Below are 20,650 nucleotides of genomic sequence, written 5' to 3'. Positions count from 1 at the left end.
GCTGGTGTGCCCACGGTCGAGGTCGGAGACCTCAAGGACGGCGACTTCCTGCTGGACGTGCGCGAGGACGACGAGTGGCAGGCGGGTCACGCCACGGGGGCGCTGCACATCCCCATCAGTGAATTCGTGGCCCGGTACGGCGAGTTGACCGAGGCGGCGCCGCAGGACGGCCGGGTCCATGTGATCTGCCGCTCCGGCGGGCGTTCGGCCCAGGTCACGATGTACCTGGCCCAGCAGGGCATCGACGCCGTGAACGTCGACGGCGGCATGCAGGTGTGGGCCGCCGCCGGCCGGCCCGTCGTCACGGACGAGGGCCAGCCGGGCTTCGTGCTGTAGCTGTAGCCGCAACTGCGGTGGGCGCGGCCTGGGTTCAGCCCAGCGGGTGTGCCGCCAGCAGGTCCCCCAACGCCTCCTCGTGTGCCGCCGCCGGGCCGAGCGACAGCTCCAGGTGCTTGGCCCAGGCGTGGTACCGGTGCAGGGGGTAGTCGGTGTCGGCGCCGAACCCGCCGTGCAGATGCTGTGCGGTCTGCACGACCCGTCGCACCCCCTCCGCCGCCCAGATCTTGGCCACGGCCAGGTCCGCGGCGGCGGGCAGCGCGCCCGGTGCGCCCGAGGCGATCCGCCACGCGGCCTGCCACAGGGTGGCCTCCATCGCGCGCAGGTCTATGTACCGGTCGGCGGCCTGCACGGCGACGGCCTGGAAGGTCGCGACGGGGTACCCGAACTGCTCGCGCTTGCCCGTGTATTCACTGGTCATGCGCAGGACGGCGGTGCCGAGCCCGAGGGACAGGGCGCAGGTGCCGGCGGTCAGCAGGTCGCGCAGCCACTCCCAGGCGCCGTCGGCCTCGATGACGTCGACCACCGCGATCGGCACGGATTCCAGGCGCAGTTCGGCGAGTCGCTCGCCGGTGGTGGAGATCTGCTCGGCGCGTACGACCCCGTCGCGGTCCGGGGCGACCAGTGCGAGGACGGTACGGTCGTCGTCCGTGTGCGCCGGTACGACGACCAGGTCCGCGTTGTACGCCCACGGCACCGCCGTCTGCACCCCGTCCAGGACCCACCTCTCACCGTCCCGCCGTGCCGTCACGGCGAGTTCGGCCGGGTCGTGGCCGGTGCGGCCGTGCGCGGCGACGGTCAGCACGAGGTCGCCGCGGCCCGCCCGGGTGAGCAGGGCGGACCTCAACTCCTTGCCGCCGTAGGCCTGTACGGTCGCCGCCGCCGCACTGCTCTCCAGGAGCGGCACCCTGGCCAGCACCTTCGCGGACTCCCGCAGCACCAGGCACAGGGTGATCGCGTCCAGGCCCGCGCCGCCGTACTCCTCGTCGAGCAGCAGGCTCAGCAGGTCCGCCTCGGCGAGCCTGGCCCACAGCGCCCGGTCGAAGTCGTCGGCGACGGCGCCCGTGGTGTCCGCCGGGCTGGGCACGCCGTCCGGCACGACATCGGCGAACACCCCCGCCGCCGCCTCGGCCGCCGCCTGCTGCTCCTCGCTGAAGGTGAAGTCCACGGTCACTGCCCTTTCGCACGACGCGCACGACCTGATCTGACGGAGCGTCAAGATAGAACAGGTTCTAGAAGAAAGGAACGGTCGGCCGGTCGGTCCCTGCCTGCCGATCGTTCGGTTCATCCCTTTGATGGTGAGATGCGTTGCGGCGGGACGTCAACGGCTGTGGATAACCTGCGAGCAGTCGTTGTGGACAACATGCGTGGCTGTGAGGCACAGGACTGTGCCCAGGGCGTGCGCCTGAGTACCGTTCCGTGCGACGCGGGGCGGCCGGAAGTCGGACAGGAATCGGACGGGAATCGGGAACGAGAAGGAATGGACGCGAACGACGGACGCTCGAACGCCCCCGAGGAGGGGCTGCAGCTGCCTGCCGCCCCCGAGGGGCCGCACGTGCCCGCCCAGCAGCCCGCACACCCGTCCCCACCGCCGCCCCCGCCCGAGCCGCAGTCACGGCCGCCGTACGACCCGACGGAGCCCTCCACCGACGCGTACCCCGACGCCCGGATCGGCGTCGCCGCCCTGTCCCTGCGCTATCAGGTCGGCGCCGCGCTGGCGGTCGCGGTCGTCGCCGTGGCCGCGCTCGTCCATCTCGGGATGGTGTTCCTGCACGTCGCGCCGTCGAACACGGTGACGAAGCAGCACGGCAAGGCGATCGACGAGTGGATCTACCCGGAGTTCGAGCAGAACTGGAAGCTCTTCGCGCCGAACCCGCTGCAGCAGAACATCGAGGTCCAGGTGCGCGCCGACGTGCGTACCGCGGACGGCTCGCCCCGTACGACCGGCTGGTACGACCTGTCGGCCGAGGACGGCGCGGCCATCGACGGCAACCTGCTGCCGAGCCACACCGAGCAGAACGAGCTGCGCCGGGCCTGGGACTTCCTCACCGCCACGCACGACAACGACAACCACCCGGTGGGCCTGCGCGGCACGCTCGCGGAGACGTATCTGCGGCGCATCGTCGTGCTGCGCCTGGACCGGGACGACGCGGCCGGAGCGGGCGGAGCCGTCCAGCGCGTCCAGGTCCGCTCCCGCACCACCAACGTGCCCCCGCCCGAGTGGAGTGACGAGCAGGTGTCGACCACGCCCGAGTACCGCACGCTGCCCTGGTGGCCGGTCCCGGCGGACGAGGCCGCGGGAGGCGTCCGGTGAACGGCTTCGCACCCTCCGTCTCCCGAGGCATCGCCCGCGTCACCGAGTCGGCCCTCGGCCCCTACCAGAGCGCCGTGATCCGCATCGGCTTCACCGGCACCTGGCTGCTCTTCCTGCTCCGCGAACTGCCCCACCGCCAGGAGCTCTACGGCCCCGACGGCCCGTGGAACTGGGACCTCGCCCGCCAACTGATCGCGGACAACGGCGCGTTCACCGCCCTGATGTGGTGGAACGGGCAGCTCTGGTTCGAGACGGTGTACGCGCTGGCCGTACTGGCGAGCGTCCTCCTGCTGCTGGGCTGGCGGACCCGCACGATGTCCGTGCTGTTCATGGTGGGCGTGCTCTCGCTGCAGAACCGCAGCGTCTTCATGGGCGACGGCGGCGACAACGTCCTGCACCTGATGTCCCTCTACCTGGTGTTCACCCGCTGCGGCCAGGTCTGGTCCCTCGACGCACGCCGGGCCGCGCGTACGCGGGAGCCACGCGCGCGTGGGGAGTGGATTCCCGACCGGGTCGGGCCCGTCCTATGGGTCGTCCTCGGCGCGGTGCTCGCCGCGGTGACCGCGGCGGGCCGGTTCGACAGCGACTGGTTCGTGCCCGCGCTCCTGTGGGGCGTCTGGCTGGCGCAGGCCCTGTGGTGGGTGATCGGGCGGTACGCGAAGTCGTACGAGCCCCGGGTGCTGCTCGACATCGTCGCGAACGTGATCCACAACGGCGCCCTGTTCGTGATCGCGAGCGAGGCCTGCCTGATCTACGCGACGGCCGGCTGGTACAAGATCCAGGGTTCCCGCTGGCAGGACGGCACCGCCGTCTACTACCCGCTCCACCTCGACTACTTCTCCCCCTGGCCCGCCCTCGCCGACCTGCTGGCCGGCAGCGGCACGATGGTCATGCTCGTGACCTACGGGACCGTGATCGTGCAGGTCGCCTTCCCGTTCACGCTCTTCAACCGACGCGTCAAGAACGTCCTGCTGGCCCTGATGATGGCCGAGCACGCCGCGATCGCCGTACTCCTGGGCCTCCCGTTCTTCTCCCTGGCGATGATCGCGACGGACGCGGTCTTCCTGCCGACGTCGTTCCTGCGGCGACTGGGCGGATGGGCGGCACGCGCGCGTGGGCGGCTGTTCGCGCGGGGCGGCCGTACGGTGCCGGACGGGGATCCAGGGGCCCACGAGCCCCGGAGAACCCCGAGCACAGCCACGTAGGCTTCACGCATGACCGACCCCGCCGCAGCCACCTGGCACCGGCTCGCCGACACCTCCGTGCTGCTCGACGGCTTCCACGCCCTCAAGCACGCGCTGCGCTTCGGGGCCGAGGTCCCGCTGGCGGTCACCACGGACCGGGAGGCGGCCCTCGCCCTCGCCACCGAACTGGCCCCCGACGTACGGGACACCCTGGACGCGCTGCTGACAGAGGTCCCGGAGGACACGTACCGCTCCTTCGTGCCGCGCCCCCATCCCACGGCGGTGGCGGCCCTGGCCGTACGCCCCGCGCGCGAGGCCAACCTCCAGAAGCTCGCGCACACGCCCCGCAGTACGCCCGTCGTGGTCCTCGACAACCCGCGCAACCTGGGCAACGCGGGGGCCGTGATCCGCCTCGCCGCCGGTTTCGGGGTGACCGGGGTGGTCACCACCGGGACCCTCGACCCCTGGCATCCCACGGTCGTACGCGCCGGTGCGGGCCTGCACTACGCGACCGCCGTGGAACGCCTGACCGTGGAAGAACTGCCCCCCGGCCCGGTGTTCGCCCTCGACCCGGAGGGCGACGACATCCGGGCCCTGAAGCTCCCGGACGACGCGGTGCTCGCCTTCGGCTCAGAGCGCAGCGGACTGTCCGCCGAACTACGCGCGCGTACCGACCACTTGGTGTCCCTACCGATGCGCACCCAGGTCTCCAGCTACAACCTGGCGACAAGCGTGGCCATGACTCTCTATCACTGGAGCACTGCAGCGCCCCTCTAGGGGCGCGGGGAACTGCGCGACCAGCCACAACGGACCGTCAGCCGCGCAGAAACCGCACCTCCCGAGCTCTTAGGCGTCCCGACGTACTTCGACGACCCGGAACCGGTTGGCCACGAATGCGCCGTCGGTCAGCGCCGCGTTCGCCGCCGGGTTCCCCCCAGACCCGTGGAAGTCAGAGAACGCCGCAGTCTGGTTGACGAACACCCCACCCGTCAGGTTCAGCGACAACTGGGCGGCCTCCTCCAGGCAGACCTCCTCGACGGCCTTCTCGACCCCCTCGTCCGTGGTGTACGCCCCGACAGTCATCGCCCCCTTCTCCCGCACCGTCCGCCGCAGCAACTCCACCGCGTCCCCGACGGAGTCGACCGCGACGGCGAAGGACACCGGCCCGAAGCACTCGCTCATGTACGCGGCCTCGTCGTCCGGCTTGGCCCCGTCCAGCTTCACGATGACCGGCGTGCGGACGACCGCGTCCGGGAACTCCGGGTTGCTGATCTCCCGTGAGGCGAGGGCGACTTCACCCAGGCCGGCCGCAGCTTCGAGGCGAGCCTTCACGTCCGGATTGACCAGCGCGCCCAGCAGGCCGTTCGCGCGCGCGTCGTCGCCGAGGAGACCGTCCACGGACCGCGCGAGGTCGGCGACGACCTCGTCGTAGGACTTGGGGCCCTGGTCGGTGCCGATGCCGTCCCGGGGGATCAGCAGGTTCTGCGGGGTCGTGCACATCTGGCCGCTGTACAGCGACAGCGAGAACGCCAGGTTGGACAGCATCCCCTTGTAGTCGTCGGTGGACTCCACGACGACCGTGTTGACCCCGGCCTTCTCCGTGTAGACCTGCGCCTGGCGGGCGTTGGCCTCCAGCCAGTCGCCGAAACCGGTCGAGCCCGTGTAGTCGATGATCCGGATCTCGGGGCGGGTGGCGAGCGTCTTGGCGATGCCCTCACCGGGACGCTCGGCGGCCAGCGCCACCAGGTTCGGGTCGAAACCGGCCTCGGTGAGCACCTCGCGGGCGATCTGCACGGTCAGCGCGAGCGGCAGCACCGCGCGCGGGTGGGGCTTCACCAGGACCGCGTTGCCGGTGGCGAGGGAGGCGAACAGGCCCGGATAGCCGTTCCACGTCGGGAAGGTGTTGCAGCCGATGACCAGGGCGGTCCCGCGCGGCACCGGCGTGAACTCCTTGTTCATCACGAGCGGATCGCGCTTGCCCTGCGGCTTGGTCCACTCCGCGACGGCGGGCGTGCGGACCTGCTCCGCGTACGCGTACGCCACCGCCTCCAGGCCGCGGTCCTGGGCGTGCGGGCCGCCCGCCTGGAACGCCATCATGAAGGCCTGGCCGCTGGTGTGCATGACCGCGTGCGCGAACTCGTGCGTCCGGTCGCTGATCCGCTTGAGGATCTCGATGGAGACCACGGCACGCGTCTCCGCGCCCGCGTCCCGCCACGCCCGCTGCCCGGCGCGCATGGCCGGCAGCAGCACGTCGAGGTCCGCATGCGGGTACGTCACGCCCAACTCGACGCCGTAGGGCGACACTTCGCCGCCGACCCAGTCGTCCGTGCCGGGCTGGCCGAGGTCGAGGCGGGTGCCCAGGAGGGCGTCGAAGGCGGCCTTGCCCGCCGCCGCGTCCAGGCTGCCGTGCTCGCCGTAGGCCTTCGGGTGTTCGGGGTGCGGGGACCAGTACGCGCGTGTGCGGATGGCTTCCAGCGCTTGGTCGAGTGTGGGCCGGTGCCGGGCGATCAGCCCGTGCGCGGTCGGTTCGGCGGCCATGCGGGACCAACTCCTCGTTTCAAGAACTCGTCTGCGAGTTCATGACCTGGGCAGGAACAGGGGAAGGATCAGGGGCGGAAACAGGCAGTCAGAGTTAGAGTAACCGAACGATCGGTCGGGACAAGGGGGTCCGCCGCATCTGTGGAAAACCCCGTGCGGGAGGATCGCGCACATGACAGCACTCGACCTCAGCAGCCCCGTGGCCGTCGTCGGCACCGGCACCATGGGTCAGGGCATCGCCCAGGTCGCGCTGACCGCGGGCCATGTCGTACGGCTGTACGACACCGTCCCGGGACGGGCCAGGGAAGCGACCGAGGCGATCGTTGCCCGGCTCGACCGGCTCGTCGAGAAGGACCGGCTCACCGCCGCCGACCGGGACGCCGCACGCGCCCGTCTCCTGCCCGCCGAGGCCCTGACCGACCTCGCGGACTGCACTCTGGTCGTCGAGGCCGTCCTGGAGCGGCTGGACGTCAAGCAGCAGCTGATGCGCGACCTGGAGGACATCGTCGGCGAGGACTGTCTGCTCGCCACCAACACCTCGTCCCTGTCGGTGACCGCCATCGGCGGCGCCCTGCGCAACCCCGGCCGCTTCGTCGGCCTGCACTTCTTCAACCCGGCACCGCTGCTGCCGCTCGTAGAGGTCGTCTCCGGGTTCGCCACCGACGTCACGTCGGCCACGCGCGCGTACGAGATGTCCCGCGCCTGGGGCAAGACCCCGGTCGCCTGCGCCGACACCCCCGGCTTCATCGTCAACCGCATCGCCCGGCCCTTCTACGCCGAGGCCTTCGCGGTCTACGAGGCACAGGCCGCCGACCCGGCCACCATCGACGCCGTCCTGCGCGAGTCCGGCGGCTTCAAGATGGGCGCCTTCGAACTGACCGACCTCATCGGGCAGGACGTCAACGAGTCCGTCACCCACTCCGTGTGGCAGTCCTTCTTCCAGGACGTCCGCTTCACGCCCTCGCTCGCCCAGCGCCGCCTGGTCGAGGCGGGCCGCCTCGGCCGCAAGACCGGACACGGCTGGTACGACTACGGAGACGACGCCGAGCAGCCCGAGCCGCACACCGCTGAACCGGCCCAGGCGCCCGCGTACGTCGTCGTGGAGGGCGATCTGGGCCCCGCCGCCGAGCTGGTCGCGCTGTTCCGCGAGGCGGGCATCGTCGTCCGCGAGGAGGAAGAGGACCACGGCACCCGCATGGTGCTGCCGGGCGGCGGTCAACTGGCGCTCGCCGACGGGCAGACCTCCGTGGAGTTCCGGGACGTCGTCTACTTCGACCTCGCCCTCGACTACCGCAGGGCCGGCCGCATCGCCCTGTCCGCCTCCCAGGACACCGCGTCGGGGACCCTCTCCGAGGCGATCGGCCTCTTCCAGGCGCTCGGCAAGAACGTCAGCGTCGTCGGGGGCGCCCCCGGGATGATCGTCGCCCGCACGGTGGCCCGCATCGTCGACCTGGCGCACGACGCCGTCGCCAAGGGCGTCGCCACCGAGGAGGACATCGACACCGCGATGCGCCTGGGTGTCAACTACCCTCTGGGTCCGTTCGAATGGAGCCGCAGGCTCGGCCGCAGCTGGGCCTACGACCTCCTGGACGACCTGCACCTGCGTGATCCTTCGGGACGGTACGCGCCGTCCCTCGCGCTCTACCGCCACGCGTACGCCACCGAGAAGCGGGAGGGCACCCCATGACGACCGCCAAGCGCGACACGTACACCCCGGAGACCCTGCTCTCCGTCGCCGTCCAGGTCTTCATCGAGCGCGGCTACGACGGCACCTCAATGGAGCACCTCGCCAAGGCGGCCGGTATCTCCAAGTCGTCGATCTACCACCACGTCACCGGCAAGGAGGAACTGCTCCGCCGCGCCGTCAGCCGCGCCCTGGACGGCCTCTTCGGGATCCTCGACGAGGAGCACGCGCGCGTGGGGCGCGCCGTCGAGCGGCTGGAGTACGTCGTACGGCGGATGGTCGAGGTGCTGACCTCCGAGCTGCCGTACGTGACGCTGCTGCTGCGGGTGCGCGGCAACACCGATGCCGAGCGGTGGGCCCTGGAGCGGCGCCGTGACTTCGACCACCGGGTGGCCGACCTGCTGAAGGCCGCGGCGGCCGACGGCGATGTGCGCGGTGACGTGGAGGTACGGCTCGCGACCCGGCTCGTCTTCGGGATGATCAACTCGATCGTGGAGTGGTACCGGCCCGACGGGCGGGGCATGGGCGAGCGCGAAGTGACCGACGCGGTGGCCGAATTGGTGTTCTCCGGGCTGCGCGCCCAGAGCTGAGCCGGGTCAGCTCTGGGGCTCCAGGTCCTCCTCCTCGAAGACCAGCAGGGTGCGTGTGCTGAGCACCTCGGGGATCGCCTGGAGCCGGTCGAGGACCAGCTCGCGCAGCGACCGGTTGTCCAGGGTGTGCACCAGCAGCAGGACGTCGAAGTCCCCGCCCACCTGCGCGATGTGCGAGGCGCCCGGGAGCAGTCTCAGCTGCTCGCGGACCGTGCGCCAGGAGTTCTGCACGATCTTCAGCGTGATGTACGCCGACGTGCCCTGACCCGCGCGTTCGTGGTCGACCCGGGCGCCGAAGCCGCGGATGACGCCGTCCTCGATGAGCCGGTTGATACGCGCATAGGCGTTGGCCCGGGAGACATGCACCCGTTCGGCGACCGACCTTATCGACGCGCGGCCGTCCGCCTGGAGCATCTGCAGGATGTCCTGATCAATGGCGTCGAGCGGGCGCGGGGGCGGCAGGGTGTTGCCCGCCTCCGGGCCTTCGGCCATTTGTTCAGGTGCCATGTCCCCCCGCCTCCCTACCATGGACGTACTGCGTTCATTTCAGGTTGTGGAGAACCGTTTGTCCACAGCCTGGAGGTGCCTGTAGCCAAAATGTGCCGACGACCGAACAATCGGTAGGGAGGCGCCGCACGTCCGACGCGCCTCTCCGAGCCACTCCGACGAGGAGGTGCCGTCATGACGGTCATGGAGCAGCGGGGCGCGTACCGGCCCACACCGCCGCCCGCCTGGCAGCCGCGCACGGACCCCGCGCCGCTGCTGCCCGACGCCGTGCCGTACCGCGTGCTCGGCACCGAGGCGGCCGCGCAGGCCGACCCCGAGCTGCTGCGCCGGCTGTACGCCGAGCTGGTGCGCGGCCGTCGGTACAACGCGCAGGCCACCGCCCTCACCAAGCAGGGCCGGCTCGCCGTGTACCCCTCCACCACCGGCCAGGAGGCCTGCGAGGTCGCCGCCGCGCTGGTCCTCCAGGAGCAGGACTGGCTCTTCCCCAGCTACCGCGACACGCTCGCCGCCGTCGCCCGCGGCCTCGACCCCGTGCAGGCCCTCACCCTGCTGCGCGGCGACTGGCACACCGGCTACGACCCGCGCGAGCACCGCATCGCGCCCCTGAGCACCCCCCTCGCCACCCAACTCCCGCACGCCGTCGGCCTCGCCCACGCGGCCCGCCTCAAGGGCGACGACGTGGTCGCGCTCGCCATGGTCGGCGACGGCGGCACCAGCGAGGGCGACTTCCACGAGGCACTGAACTTCGCCGCCGTCTGGCAGGCCCCGGTCGTCTTCCTCGTCCAGAACAACGGCTTCGCGATCTCCGTCCCCCTCGCCAAACAGACCGCGGCCCCTTCCCTGGCCCACAAGGCCGTCGGCTACGGCATGCCCGGCCGCCTCGTCGACGGCAACGACGCGGTCGCCGTGCACCAGGTCCTCACCGAGGCCGTACGGCACGCGCGCGAGGGCGGTGGTCCCACGCTCGTCGAGGCGATCACCTACCGCATCGAGGCCCACACCAACGCCGACGACGCGACCCGCTACCGCGGCGACACCGAGGTCGAGGCCTGGCGCGCGCACGACCCGATCGCCCTCCTGGAGCACGAGCTGACCGAGCGCGGGCTCATCGACGAGGACGGCATCCGGGCCGCACGCGACGCCGCCGACACCATGGCGGCCGAGCTGCGCGCCCACATGAACCAGGACCCGGTGCTCGACCCCATGGACCTGTTCGCCGACGTGTACGCCGAGCCCACCCCCCAACTGCGCGAGCAGCGCGACCAGTTGGCGTCGGAGCTCGCGGCCGAGCGGGAAGGGACGCACTGATGACCACCGTCGCCCTCAAGCCCGCCACCATGGCGCAGGCCCTCACGCGCGCGTTGCGCGACGCCATGGCCGCCGACCCCGCGGTGCACGTCATGGGCGAGGACGTCGGCACCCTCGGCGGCGTCTTCCGGGTCACCGACGGCCTCGCCAAGGAATTCGGCGAGGACCGCTGCACGGACACCCCCCTCGCCGAGGCGGGCATCCTCGGCACGGCCGTCGGCATGGCGATGTACGGCCTGCGCCCGGTCGTGGAGATGCAGTTCGACGCCTTCGCCTACCCGGCGTTCGAGCAACTGATCAGCCACGTCTCCCGCATGCGCAACCGCACCCGCGGCGCCATGCCCCTCCCGATCACCGTCCGCGTCCCCTACGGCGGCGGCATCGGCGGCGTCGAGCACCACAGCGACTCCTCCGAGGCCTACTACATGGCGACCCCGGGCCTCCACGTCGTCACCCCCGCGACCGTCGCCGACGCCTACGGCCTGCTGCGCGCCTCCATCGCCTCCGACGACCCGGTCGTCTTCCTGGAACCCAAGCGCCTGTACTGGTCGAAGGACACCTGGAACCCCGACGAGCCGACCCCCGTCGACCCGATCGGCCGCGCGGTCGTACGCCGCCCCGGCCGCAGCGTCACGCTCATCACCTACGGCCCCTCCCTGCCCGTCTGCCTCGAAGCCGCCGAGGCGGCCCGGGCCGAGGGCTGGGACCTCGAAGTCGTCGACCTGCGCTCCCTGGTGCCCTTCGACGACGAGACGGTGTGCGCGTCCGTACGGCGGACCGGCCGCGCCCTCGTCGTCCACGAGTCGGGCGGATACGGCGGCCCGGGCGGCGAGATCGCGGCCCGCGTCACCGAGCGCTGCTTCCACCACCTGGAGGCGCCGGTGCTGCGCGTCGCCGGGTTCGACATCCCGTATCCGCCGCCGATGCTGGAGCGGCACCATCTGCCCGGCGTCGACCGGATCCTGGACGCCGTGGGACGGCTCCAGTGGGAGGCGGACAACTGATGGCACAGGTCTTGGAGTTCAAGCTCCCCGACCTCGGGGAGGGCCTGACCGAGGCGGAGATCGTGCGCTGGCTGGTCGAGGTCGGCGATGTCGTCGCCATCGACCAGCCGGTCGTCGAGGTCGAGACGGCCAAGGCGATGGTCGAGGTGCCGTGTCCCTACGGCGGTGTGGTCACGGCCCGCTTCGGCGAGGAGGGCACGGAACTGCCCGTCGGCTCCCCGCTGTTGACGGTCGCGGTGGGGGCGCCGGCGTCCGATGCCGGGGCCGACACCGAGACCGAGGGCTCCGGGAACGTCCTGGTGGGCTATGGCACGGGGGCGCCTCCGGCGCGGCGGCGCAGGGTGCGGCGGATGGGGCCCGGTGTGGTGACGTCGGCGGCGGACGCGCCCCCCATCGCTCGGGGGGACGGTCCCGTACCCGTGATCTCGCCCCTCGTACGACGACTCGCGCGCGAGAACGGCCTGGAACTGCGGGAGTTGACGGGTTCAGGGCGGGACGGGCTGATCCTGCGGGCGGACGTCGAGCAGGCGCTCAGGGCAGCGGCGGCCCAGGAGGCGACCGCACAGGAAGCGACACTCCTTCCTCCGGCCACGCTCCCCACCTCCACGACAACGACCACCACCACTACCGACGGAGTGACCCGCACCCCCCTCCGCGGCATCCGGGGCGCCGTGGCCGACAAGCTCTCCCGCAGTCGCCGCGAGATCCCCGACGCGACCTGCTGGGTGGACGCCGACGCGACGGAGTTGATGCGCGCACGCGTGGCCATGAACGCCGCCGCCGGGCCCAAGATCTCCGTACTGGCCCTCTTCGCCAGGATCTGCACGGCCGCGCTGGCCCGGTTCCCCGAGCTCAACTCCAGCGTGGACATGGAGGCGAGGGAGGTCGTCCGGTTCGACCGGGTCCACCTAGGCTTCGCCGCCCAGACCGAACGCGGGCTCGTCGTGCCCGTCGTGAGGGACGCCCAGGCACGGGACGCGGAGGCGCTGAGCGCGGAGTTCGCCCGGCTGACCGAGGCGGCCCGGGCCGGGACGCTGACGCCCGGGGACCTCACCGGAGGCACCTTCACGCTGAACAACTACGGGGTGTTCGGCGTCGACGGCTCCACGCCGATCATCAACCACCCCGAGGCGGCCATGCTCGGCGTCGGCCGTATCGTCCCCAAACCCTGGGTCCACGAGGGCGAGTTGGCGGTGCGGCAGGTCGTCCAGCTCTCGCTCACCTTCGACCACCGGGTGTGCGACGGCGGCACGGCGGGCGGTTTCCTGCGGTATGTGGCGGACTGTGTGGAACAGCCGGCGGTGCTGTTGCGCAACCTGTGATCACGGCGGCGCGGACGCGTTCCCTGTGATCAGGGCGGGACGCATACTCGGGGGGTGACCGCGTACGAGCCCCCCGACGCCGTTCTCGACGCCCCGTACGACGCCGTCGTGCTCGCCGGTGGCGCCGCCCGGCGGCTCGGTGGTGCCGACAAGCCCGGTCTGCGGGTGGGTGGTCGGGCGCTGCTCGACCGGGTGCTCACCGCCTGCGCGGACGCCGGGACCACGGTCGTCGTGGCCGACCCGAGGCCCACCCTCCGGCCGGTGCGCTGGGCGCGCGAGGACCCGCCCGGCGCGGGCCCCGTCGCCGCGCTCGACGCCGGCCTGCGGCACACCACGGCCGACGCCGTCGTGGTCCTCTCGGCCGACCTGCCGTTCCTCGAAGCGGCCACCGTACGGCGGCTGTTGACCGCCCTGCGCACCAGCGGCGCCGAAGGGGTGCTGCTCACCGACGCCGACGGGCGCGACCAGCCGCTCGTGGCCGCGTACCACGCACCGGCACTCCGCCGGGAACTGAGCGCACTCACCAATGAGCACGGCGGCCTCACCGGGCTGCCCCTGCGCCGGCTGACCGCCGCGCTCGATCTCACCCGCGTCCCCGACCCCGTCGCGTCCTTCGACTGCGACACCTGGGACGACCTCGCCACCGCCAGGGCACGCATCAGGGAGCATGGGCACGTGTTGGATGAATGGATTTCCGCAGTCAAGGACGAACTCGGCATCGACCTGGACGTCGACACCGGCATCCTGCTCGACCTCGCCCGCGACGCCGCCCACGGGGTGGCCAGGCCCGCGGCACCGCTGACCACCTTCCTGGTCGGCTACGCGGCGGCGCAGGGCAAGGGCGGCCCCGAAGCCGTTGCCGAAGCCGCCCGCAAGGCCGCCGCCCTCGCGCTGCGCTGGGCGGACGAGGAGACCTCGGGAGCCCCGTCCGACGCCAAGCCTGACGCCAAGGCCGACACCGCATCCGGTGCCGAGCCCGATGCCCCGGCGTCCGCCCCGGGTCCGGACGTCGCCGGATGACCGCGCGCGGTATGCACGCCGGCGAGCACGCCCAGGACGCCGAGGATCTCGACGTCGAGGAGGTGCTCGCCCTCGTGAACGAAGGCAGTACCGGCGACCCCGCAGTGCCCTCACCCCCGCCGCAGGGCACGCCTCAGGCACCCGGCACCCCGCGCAAGCCGGACACCGACCAGCACAAGGCCACCCCCTGGCCCGAGGCCCGCGCCATCGCCGGACGCGCCCCGCGTGCCGGCGCCCGCCGCGCTCCCGTCTCCGTGGCGCTCGACTCCGCCCTCGGTCTCGTCCTGGCCGCGCCGCTCGTCGCCCAGAGCGACCTGCCCTCGTTCGACACCTCCGCGATGGACGGCTGGGCGGTCGCGGGGCCAGGCCCCTGGGCCGTACGCGAGGACGGGGTGCTCGCCGGGCACGCGCGGTCCGAGCCGCTGAGCGACGGCGAGGCCGTGCGGATCGCGACCGGCGCGCGCATCCCCGCCGACACCACCGCCGTCATCCGCAGCGAGCACGGCCGTACCGACGACAAGGGCCGTCTCCACGCGGCCCGCGATGTCGGACACGGTCAGGACATCCGCCCGCGTGGCCAGGAGTGCCGTAGCGGCGACCAGCTGCTGCCCGGCGGCACCCTGGTGACTCCCGCGGTGCTCGGCCTCGCCGCAGCCGCCGGCTACGACACCCTCACCGCCGTACCCCGCCCCCGGGTCGAAGTCCTCATCCTGGGCGACGAGTTGCTCACCGAGGGGCTGCCCCGGGACGGGCTCATCCGGGACGCGCTCGGCCCGATGCTGCCGTCCTGGCTGCGCGCACTCGGCGCCGAGGTCACCGCGGTCCGCCGGCTCGGAGACGACGCGAAGGCGCTGCACAAGGCCATCACGGGCAGCACCGCCGACCTCATCGTCACCACCGGCGGCACCGCCTCCGGCCCGGCCGACCACGTCCACCCCACCCTGCGCCGCATCGGCGCCGACCTCCTCGTGGACGGCGTGAAGGTGCGCCCCGGCCACCCCATGCTGCTGGCCCGCATCAAGGACGACCAGCACCTCGTCGGCCTGCCCGGCAACCCACTGGCGGCCGTCTCCGGCCTGCTCACCCTCGCCGAACCGCTGCTGCGGACCCTGTCGGCACACCCCGCCCCCGAGCCGTACGCGCTGCCCCTCCAGGACACGGTGCACGGGCACCCGTACGACACCCGGCTCATCCCCGCCGTGCTGCGCGGTGAGCATGCCGTCCCGCTGCACTACAACGGTCCGGCCATGCTGCGCGGTATCGCGGCGGCCGATGCGCTCGCGGTCGTACCACCGGGTGGTGCGCGGCAGGGGCAGCGGGCCGAACTCATCGATCTGCCCTGGGCGGCCGCCGGGATCGGGGTGTGTTTCACGTGAAACAGTCGGGCCATGATGCGATCGCCCGCCAGGCGGACGAGCATCTCGTGACCCATCGGGTGGAACTCCCGAAGAAAGTGGTTGAGCACCCTTTCCAGCAGGTTGCCAAACGGCTGTCCATCGCCCTGTTCCTGCTCGTCGCGACCGCGTTGATCGTCTATGCCGACCACGAGGGCTACAACGACAACTCGGACGGCTCGGTCGACTTCCTCGACGCGTTCTACTACGCCACGGTCACCCTCTCGACCACCGGCTACGGCGACATCACCCCGGTCAGCGACGGCGCCCGGCTCACCAACATCCTCGTCGTCACGCCCCTGCGCGTGTTCTTCCTGATCGTCCTCGTCGGCACCACCCTTGAGGTCCTCACCGAACGCACGCGGGAGGAATGGCGCTTGAACCGCTGGAGGTCCACCTTGCGGGATCACACCGTCGTCGTCGGCTTCGGTACGAAGGGGCGGTCGGCGATCCAGACCGTGTGCGCGACGGGGCTGAAGAAGGAACAGGTCGTCGTGGTCGACCCCAGCGGGAAGGCGATCGAGGCGGCGAGCAGCGAGGGGTACGTCGGGGTCGTCGGGGACGCGACCCGCAGCGAGGTCCTGAAGCGCGCCGAGGTGCACAAGGCGCGGCAGATCATCATCGCGACGCAGCGCGACGACACGGCCGTCCTGGTGACCCTCACGGCCCGGCAGCTCAACCGGGGCGCGAAGATCGTCGCCGCGGTCCGCGAGGAGGAGAACGCGCCGTTGCTCAAGCAGTCCGGCGCCGACGCCGTCATCACCAGCGCCAGCGCGGCCGGCCGCCTGCTCGGCCTGTCCGTGCTCAGCCCCGCCGCCGGCATGGTCATGGAGGACCTCATCCAGCAGGGCAGCGGCCTCGACATGACCGAACGCCCGGTCATAAAGGCCGAGGTGGGCAAGTCGCCGCGCGACACGGACGACCTGGTGGTCAGCGTCGTACGCGGGCACCGGGTGCTCGGCTACGACGATCCGGCCATCGGGTCCCTTCAGCTGACGGACCGGCTCATCACGATCGTGCGGGTCTCGCCGGGTTCGCAGGTCACGCCGCACACCCGGCCGTTGCCGGAGTGATCCGACTCCGACTGCTGCCTCAGTGACCCGCCTTCGGCGGTCGGCCGGATGACGAGGAGTAGCGTCGGCCGCATGTATGCGATCACGATTTCCGAACCTGGTGGGCCCGAGGCGCTGGTGTGGGGCGAGGTCCCCGATCCGGTCGCCGGTGAGGGTGAGGTCCTGGTCGAGGTGGTGGCCAGCGCCGTCAACCGGGCCGACATCATGCAGCGCCAGGGTTTCTACAACCCGCCGCCCGGTGCGTCCCTCTATCCCGGCCTCGAATGCTCCGGCCGGATCACCGAGATCGGCCCCGGGGTGGCCGGCTGGTCGGTCGGCGACGAGGTGTGCGCGCTGCTCGCGGGCGGCGGTTACGCCGAGAAGGTCGCCGTTCCGGCCGGGCAGTTGCTGCCCGTGCCCGCCGGCGTCGACCTCAAGCAGGCCGCGGCGCTGCCCGAGGTGGTCTGCACGGTCTGGTCGAACGTCTTCATGGTCGCCCACCTCCGCCCCGCCGAGACGGTCCTCGTGCACGGCGGTTCCAGCGGCATCGGCACCATGGCGATCCAGCTCGCCAAGGCCGTCGGCGCGAAGGTCGCCGTCACCGCCGGCACGAAGGAAAAGCTGGACTACTGCGCCGAGTTGGGCGCCGACATCCTCATCAACTACCGCGAGCAGGACTTCGTCGCCGAGATCCAGCAGGCCACGGGCGGTGCGGGCGCCGACGTCATCCTCGACAACATGGGCGCCAAGTACCTGGACCGCAACGTCCAGGCCCTCGCCGTCAACGGCCGGCTCGCGATCATCGGGATGCAGGGCGGCATCAAGGCCGAGCTGAACATCGCCACCCTCCTCGGCAAGCGGGCCGCGATCAGCGCGACCTCGCTGCGGGCCCGTCCGCTCGACGAGAAGGCGGCCATCGTCGCCGCCGTACGCGAACACGTGTGGCCGTTGATCGAGGGCGGTCACGTCCGTCCGGTCGTCGACCGGGAGTTGCCGATGAGCGAGGCGGCGAGTGCGCACCAGGTGGTCGAGGACAGCGGGCACATCGGGAAGGTGCTGCTCGTCGCGCCGTAGACCCGACAGGACACCTGACGAAGCGCCACTAGCCGCGGCGCACGCGGAGGGCGATGAAGGCGAGGCCCAGGCCGAGCCCGATGAGGATCAGGCCGCTGCCCAGCGGCAGGATCCGCAGCACGGGCTCGGCGGAGCCCTCGGCGTTGGTGACGGTCCGGTGTACGGGCTGGAGCGGCGGCGAGGACGGCACGACCTGCGCCTCCTGGGGCGAGGCGGAGTCGGCGGGTGCGGGACTGGCCGAGGGGCCACCGTCGTCGTCCCCGTCCGCTGTCGGTCCGGCTGTGGCGTCCCCGTCGCCTCCACCTCCACCTCCGCTTTCGTCCTCGTCCGCGGTCGGCTCCGCGGTGCGTCCCGGCCGTTCTCGTCCTTCGCCCGGCAGGCTTCCGGCCCTGGACGGTTCGGCGGAGGCGGGAGCGGCAGCGGGGGCGGGTGCGAGGACATCACCGGGGCCGGGGCCGGGGGCATGGGCCGGGGGATGCGCATGGGGATGTGCGGGGAGCTGGTCGGCATCCGAGCCGGACCCGGACCCCGAGTCCGAGCGCGAGCCGGACGCTGAGCCCGACGGTGAGCCGGATTCAGGGCCCGCGCCCGACCCGAACCCCGCATCCGTGCCAGGCGCACCAGCCGCAGCCGCCGCGGAAGTCGCCACGGCAACCCCCCTGATACCGACCACTACGACGGAAGCGCACCCCCGCTCCGCGCCATGCGCGAGGACATCGCCGCACGGGCCCACGACCGTACCCGTGCCCAGAACGAGCAGTAGTCCGGTCGCCCGTAGCGAGGGCGGTGTGCGCAGCCATGGAGTCACGTCCGTGACCCCCTCCCGAGCCGAGGCGGCAAGATCGACGGATCAAGCGTCACATCAGCCGGACTGTCCGGCATGCCGGGTTCGGCCAAGCGGAAACGGTCGATCACCCTTCGAGGGGGGCACCAGGGTGATGAGGTGTACGGGTGCGAGAGAATGGCGGCATGGAGATGCCGAGGAACGAAAGGTCACCGGAGAAGCCCCAGATCCTGGTCGTGGGCCAGGACGGGATGGCGCTCGGTGGCACCGGGGACGAGGACTCCCGCGAGATTCCTGTGACGGAGATGGTGGAACAGCCCGCCAAGGTCATGCGGATCGGCAGCATGATCAAGCAGCTCCTTGAGGAGGTGCGCGCGGCTCCCCTCGACGAGGCGAGCCGGGTGCGACTCAAGGAGATCCACGCCAGTTCGGTGAAGGAGCTGGAGGACGGTCTGGCGCCGGAGCTGGTCGAGGAGCTGGAGCGGCTCTCCCTGCCCTTCACGGACGAGGCGATCCCGAGCGACGCGGAACTGCGCATCGCGCAGGCCCAGTTGGTGGGCTGGCTGGAGGGTCTCTTCCACGGGATCCAGACCACGCTGTTCGCCCAGCAGATGGCCGCGCGGGCCCAGCTGGAGCAGATGCGCCGGGCCCTGCCGCCGGGCATGGGTGACGGTGCCGAGGAAGGTCAGCCGGGCGGCGGCCGTGTGGGCGGTCCGTACCTGTAGAACCCGCGAGCGACAAGCGACAGGGGAAGAACCCCGTACCCAAAAGGGCCCGGCAGCCGATGGCGCCGGGCCCTTCCGCTTGTTCGGTCGTCCAGGGTCAGGACTTGTCCGGGGTCAGGACGGGTTGCCGGTCGACACGCCCAGCTGGATCTGGGGCATGTTCTTGGGGTCCACGTCCGTGCCGGCCGCGGGGAACTGGTCCATGACCGTGCCCTTGCCGTAGGTGTTCTCGTCCTCGGACTTGATCTTCACCTTCCAGCCCGCGGCCTGCAGGCAGGACTTGACCGAGTCGATGTACTTGAACTGGAAGTTCGGGACCTGGATCTTGGTGGGGTCGTTGTACGACTCCTGCGGTTCCTTGCACGCGGTCGTCGCGATCGTCTTCGTCTGGTCGCCGTCGCGGTGGCCTTCCACCGCCGTCGCCGAGGTGCTCGCGCTGGAGCTGCTGCCGTTGCTGCCCTTCAGGTCGACCGCGCCGCCGTTGGACATTGCCAGGGCCGTGATCAGCGAGCCGACGGCGACGACGGCGACGACGATCGCCCCGATGACCACCGGCTTGTTGCTCTTGCGCCCGCCTCCCCCGGAGGCCGACGTCGGGTGCTGCGGCGTCAGGTTGTACGGCGGCGGGGTCGCGATGCCCTGTTGCCCGAACCCGACCGAGGCCGGCGTCTGGTAGCCCGCCTGCTGCGGATAGCCGTAGGCCGGTGCGGGCGCGGGTGTGCCGCCGTAGGGGCCCGGCTGGTACGGCGCCTGTACGGGGCCGGTGGGTGCCGGGGTCGTCTGGTCGACCGGCGGGAACACCGCGGAGCCGACGCCCGCGCCGCTCTGCACGGGCGCTCCCGGCACGATGCTCGGGGCCGCCGCGTGCAGTGAGGAGGCCACGCGCAGGCACTCGTCGCGCATGGCCTCGGCGCTGGGAAAGCGCTCGTTCGGGTTCTTCTTCAGCGCGCGGGCGATCAGCGCGTCCACGGCCGGCGGCAGGGAACGGTTGATCGAGGAGGGCGCGACCGGCTCCTCCTGCACATGCGCGTACGCGATGGCCAGCGGCGAGTCCGCGTCGAACGGCAGCCGCCCGGTGACCAGTTGGAACAGCATGATGCCGACCGAGTACAGGTCGCTGCGCGCGTCCACGCCCCGGCCGAGGGCCTGCTCCGGCGAGAGGTACTGCGGGGTGCCGACGACCATGCCGGTCTGCGTCATCGAGGTGACGCCGGACTGCATGGCGCGGGCGATGCCGAAGTCCATGACCTTGACGACACCGCGCTTGGTCATCATCACGTTGCCCGGCTTGATGTCCCGGTGGACCAGGCCCATCTCGTGGCTGATGTCCAGCGCGGCCAGCACATCGGCGGTGATCTTCAGCGCCTTGTCGGCGGGCATCGCGCCGAGCTGCCGTACGTCCTCGTCGAGCACGGAGCCGAGCGGGCGGCCCTCGACGTACTCCATGACGATGTACGGCATCGTCGTGCCGTCGAGCGCGTCCTCGCCGGTGTCGAAGACGGAGACGATGTTGGTGTGCGTGAGCTTGGCCACGGCCTGGGCCTCGCGGCGGAAGCGCTCGCGGAAGGCCTGTTCACGGCCGAGCTCGGTGTGGAGTGTCTTGATCGCGACCTGGCGGTCGAGCACCGAGTCGTACGCGAGGTGCACCGAGGCCATGCCGCCCTCACCGAGCAGGTCGCGCAGCTGGTAGCGGCCACCTGCGAGCGCGCGCCCCGCATACCGGCCCTGTGCGCCGTCCTGACTCATCTTCCGTGTCCCCCATCGGCGCCGGCCCAGTGATCGAATGTGCCATTCCCGGCCAAGTCTGCCGGAGG

General features: G+C 71.7%; 19 protein-coding genes. 14 read left to right on the top strand and 5 right to left on the bottom strand.

Annotated features, from left to right (window positions below; translation table 11 throughout):
* Positions 1-6: 6 nt before the first annotated feature.
* Complete coding sequence (locus AB0I69_RS07675) at positions 7-336, top strand: rhodanese-like domain-containing protein (RefSeq protein ID WP_043675918.1); 330 nt, start codon at positions 7-9, stop codon at positions 334-336.
* Between the two features lie 34 nt (positions 337-370).
* Here AB0I69_RS07675 and AB0I69_RS07670 read toward each other — a convergent pair whose 3' ends face one another.
* A complete protein-coding gene (locus AB0I69_RS07670) occupies positions 371-1,504 on the bottom strand; it encodes an acyl-CoA dehydrogenase family protein (protein ID WP_363094654.1) in 1,134 nt (377 codons plus the stop codon).
* Positions 1,505-1,816: 312 nt separating this feature from the next.
* On the opposite strand from AB0I69_RS07670, the gene AB0I69_RS07665 reads away from it, so the two are divergent.
* Genes AB0I69_RS07665 through AB0I69_RS07655 form a run of 3 tightly spaced genes read left to right on the top strand, consistent with a single transcriptional unit; the run spans position 1,817 to position 4,611 of the window.
* Complete coding sequence (locus tag AB0I69_RS07665) at positions 1,817-2,650, top strand: DUF5819 family protein (RefSeq protein ID WP_363094653.1); 834 nt, start codon at positions 1,817-1,819, stop codon at positions 2,648-2,650.
* The gene (locus tag AB0I69_RS07660) at positions 2,647-3,855 is read left to right on the top strand and encodes an HTTM domain-containing protein (protein ID WP_363094652.1); all 1,209 of its coding nucleotides are present in this window, start codon (positions 2,647-2,649) and stop codon (positions 3,853-3,855) included. The genes AB0I69_RS07665 and AB0I69_RS07660 overlap by 4 nt, the downstream gene beginning before the upstream one ends.
* A 9-nt stretch (positions 3,856-3,864) precedes the next feature.
* Positions 3,865-4,611 (top strand): TrmH family RNA methyltransferase, encoded by a 747-nt coding sequence (locus tag AB0I69_RS07655; protein WP_363094651.1) that lies wholly within the window; start codon positions 3,865-3,867, stop codon positions 4,609-4,611.
* A gap of 69 nt (positions 4,612-4,680) precedes the next feature.
* Here the strand turns inward: AB0I69_RS07655 and paaN are convergent, their stop codons facing one another.
* Positions 4,681-6,372, bottom strand: coding sequence for a phenylacetic acid degradation protein PaaN (gene paaN, locus AB0I69_RS07650; RefSeq protein ID WP_363094650.1), 1,692 nt, complete (start codon positions 6,370-6,372; stop codon positions 4,681-4,683).
* A gap of 172 nt (positions 6,373-6,544) precedes the next feature.
* On the opposite strand from paaN, the gene AB0I69_RS07645 reads away from it, so the two are divergent.
* Positions 6,545-8,059, top strand: a complete 1,515-nt coding sequence (locus AB0I69_RS07645; RefSeq protein WP_363094649.1) for a 3-hydroxyacyl-CoA dehydrogenase — start codon at positions 6,545-6,547, stop codon at positions 8,057-8,059.
* Entirely contained in the window at positions 8,056-8,646 is a 591-nt protein-coding gene (locus tag AB0I69_RS07640; protein WP_363094647.1) for a TetR/AcrR family transcriptional regulator, read from the top strand. Before AB0I69_RS07645 ends, AB0I69_RS07640 begins: the two co-directional genes overlap by 4 nt.
* 6 nt (positions 8,647-8,652) lie before the next feature.
* Here the strand turns inward: AB0I69_RS07640 and AB0I69_RS07635 are convergent, their stop codons facing one another.
* On the bottom strand, positions 8,653-9,138 hold the full coding sequence (locus AB0I69_RS07635) for an Lrp/AsnC family transcriptional regulator (protein ID WP_363095028.1): 486 nt from the start codon (positions 9,136-9,138) through the stop codon (positions 8,653-8,655).
* A gap of 189 nt (positions 9,139-9,327) precedes the next feature.
* Between AB0I69_RS07635 and pdhA the strand changes: the two genes are divergently transcribed.
* The 7 genes from pdhA (at position 9,328) to AB0I69_RS07600 (ending at position 17,327) form a co-directional block, all read left to right on the top strand.
* Positions 9,328-10,461, top strand: a complete 1,134-nt coding sequence (gene pdhA, locus AB0I69_RS07630; protein ID WP_363094646.1) for a pyruvate dehydrogenase (acetyl-transferring) E1 component subunit alpha — start codon at positions 9,328-9,330, stop codon at positions 10,459-10,461.
* The gene (locus tag AB0I69_RS07625) at positions 10,461-11,465 is read left to right on the top strand and encodes an alpha-ketoacid dehydrogenase subunit beta (RefSeq protein ID WP_363094645.1); all 1,005 of its coding nucleotides are present in this window, start codon (positions 10,461-10,463) and stop codon (positions 11,463-11,465) included. The genes pdhA and AB0I69_RS07625 overlap by 1 nt, the downstream gene beginning before the upstream one ends.
* A complete protein-coding gene (locus tag AB0I69_RS07620) occupies positions 11,465-12,787 on the top strand; it encodes a dihydrolipoamide acetyltransferase family protein (protein WP_363094644.1) in 1,323 nt (440 codons plus the stop codon). The genes AB0I69_RS07625 and AB0I69_RS07620 overlap by 1 nt, the downstream gene beginning before the upstream one ends.
* Before the next feature lie 54 nt (positions 12,788-12,841).
* Positions 12,842-13,807, top strand: coding sequence for an NTP transferase domain-containing protein (locus tag AB0I69_RS07615; RefSeq protein WP_363094643.1), 966 nt, complete (start codon positions 12,842-12,844; stop codon positions 13,805-13,807).
* On the top strand, positions 13,804-15,183 hold the full coding sequence (locus tag AB0I69_RS07610; protein ID WP_363094642.1) for a molybdopterin molybdotransferase MoeA: 1,380 nt from the start codon (positions 13,804-13,806) through the stop codon (positions 15,181-15,183). The genes AB0I69_RS07615 and AB0I69_RS07610 overlap by 4 nt, the downstream gene beginning before the upstream one ends.
* Entirely contained in the window at positions 15,180-16,274 is a 1,095-nt protein-coding gene (locus AB0I69_RS07605; protein WP_363094641.1) for a potassium channel family protein, read from the top strand. The genes AB0I69_RS07610 and AB0I69_RS07605 overlap by 4 nt, the downstream gene beginning before the upstream one ends.
* A gap of 72 nt (positions 16,275-16,346) precedes the next feature.
* Entirely contained in the window at positions 16,347-17,327 is a 981-nt protein-coding gene (locus AB0I69_RS07600; protein ID WP_363094640.1) for an NAD(P)H-quinone oxidoreductase, read from the top strand.
* A gap of 28 nt (positions 17,328-17,355) precedes the next feature.
* Here AB0I69_RS07600 and AB0I69_RS07595 read toward each other — a convergent pair whose 3' ends face one another.
* Positions 17,356-17,517, bottom strand: a complete 162-nt coding sequence (locus AB0I69_RS07595) for a hypothetical protein (protein WP_363094639.1) — start codon at positions 17,515-17,517, stop codon at positions 17,356-17,358.
* A 779-nt stretch (positions 17,518-18,296) separates the two neighbouring features.
* Between AB0I69_RS07595 and AB0I69_RS07590 the strand changes: the two genes are divergently transcribed.
* On the top strand, positions 18,297-18,836 hold the full coding sequence (locus AB0I69_RS07590; protein ID WP_363094638.1) for a bacterial proteasome activator family protein: 540 nt from the start codon (positions 18,297-18,299) through the stop codon (positions 18,834-18,836).
* A gap of 114 nt (positions 18,837-18,950) precedes the next feature.
* Here the strand turns inward: AB0I69_RS07590 and AB0I69_RS07585 are convergent, their stop codons facing one another.
* The gene (locus AB0I69_RS07585; protein WP_363094637.1) at positions 18,951-20,582 is read right to left on the bottom strand and encodes a protein kinase; all 1,632 of its coding nucleotides are present in this window, start codon (positions 20,580-20,582) and stop codon (positions 18,951-18,953) included.
* Positions 20,583-20,650 lie beyond the last annotated feature (68 nt).

Source organism: Streptomyces sp. NPDC050508, from assembly GCF_040655155.1.
Taxonomy (GTDB): Bacteria; Actinomycetota; Actinomycetes; order Streptomycetales; family Streptomycetaceae; genus Streptomyces.
This window is presented reverse-complemented; position numbering and strand designations above follow the sequence as displayed.